This is a genomic window from Streptomyces sp. NRRL S-37 (assembly GCF_000721605.1).
Classification (GTDB): Bacteria; Actinomycetota; Actinomycetes; order Streptomycetales; family Streptomycetaceae; genus Streptomyces.
This window is the reverse complement of sequence record NZ_JOIZ01000128.1, coordinates 1-360: the sequence shown is the minus strand read 5'-3', so window position 1 is coordinate 360 and position 360 is coordinate 1. Positions and strand designations below refer to the sequence as shown.

The window sequence follows — 360 nt, the reverse complement described above, 5'->3', positions numbered from 1 at the left end:
GGAGGGAGCTGTCGAAGGTGGGACTGGCGATTGGGACGAAGTCGTAACAAGGTAGCCGTACCGGAAGGTGCGGCTGGATCACCTCCTTTCTAAGGAGCACTTCTTAATCAGCCTCGGCTGGTTCAGAGGCCAGTACATCGGCGAACGTCCGGTGCTGGTTGCTCATGGGTGGAACGTTGACTACTCGGCACGGTCCAGGACGGACCAGGCGCTAGTACTGCTCTTCGGGGCGTGGAACGCTGATCTGGTCGGCTGATCGTGTCGGGCACGCTGTTGGGTGTCTGAGGGCACGGCCGTATGGCTGCCTTCAGTGCCGGCCCCAGTGCACTCGGGAGTTGATCCCGGGGTGATGGGTGGTTG

Annotated in this window: 1 rRNA gene; it reads left to right on the top strand. The window is 61.7% G+C overall.

The window, feature by feature from the left end:
- Positions 1-89 (top strand): 16S ribosomal RNA (locus IH50_RS0137095); the annotation flags it as partial.
- Positions 90-360 lie beyond the last annotated feature (271 nt).